This is a genomic window from Polaromonas sp. P1_G2 (assembly GCF_056405515.1).
On the sequence record NZ_JBFUBY010001559.1, the window covers coordinates 1 to 384 of the forward strand.

The 384-nt window shown below is 61.7% G+C and carries 1 protein-coding gene; it reads left to right on the top strand.

Annotated features, from left to right (window positions below):
• Positions 1-384: aldo/keto reductase (locus AC1D0P_RS31545; RefSeq protein WP_477680325.1), on the top strand; the 384-nt coding region annotated here is incomplete at both ends.

Consider the following 384-nt stretch of genomic DNA (forward strand, 5'->3'; position numbering starts at 1 on the left):
GAGCCCCGGCTATCACATTTCCCGCGTGATCCGCGGTGGCTGGCAATTGGCCGGAGGCCATGGCGCGATCGATCGCGAGCAAGCTGTCACCGACCTCGTCGCCGCCTTCGACGCCGGCATCACCACTTATGACTGCGCCGACATCTACACCGGCGTCGAGGAACTGATCGGCGCCGCCAGGCTAAAACTCGCCGGCGAGCGCGGGTTGGACACGGCGGCGAAGATGAAGGTGCATACCAAGCTGGTGCCGGATCTCGAAGTCCTGCCGCGCATAAGCCGCGACTATATCCGCAACATCGTCGACACCTCGCTCAAACGCCTGAAAACCGAGCGTCTCGACCTCGTTCAATTCCATTGGTGGGACTATGCCAATCACGGCTATGT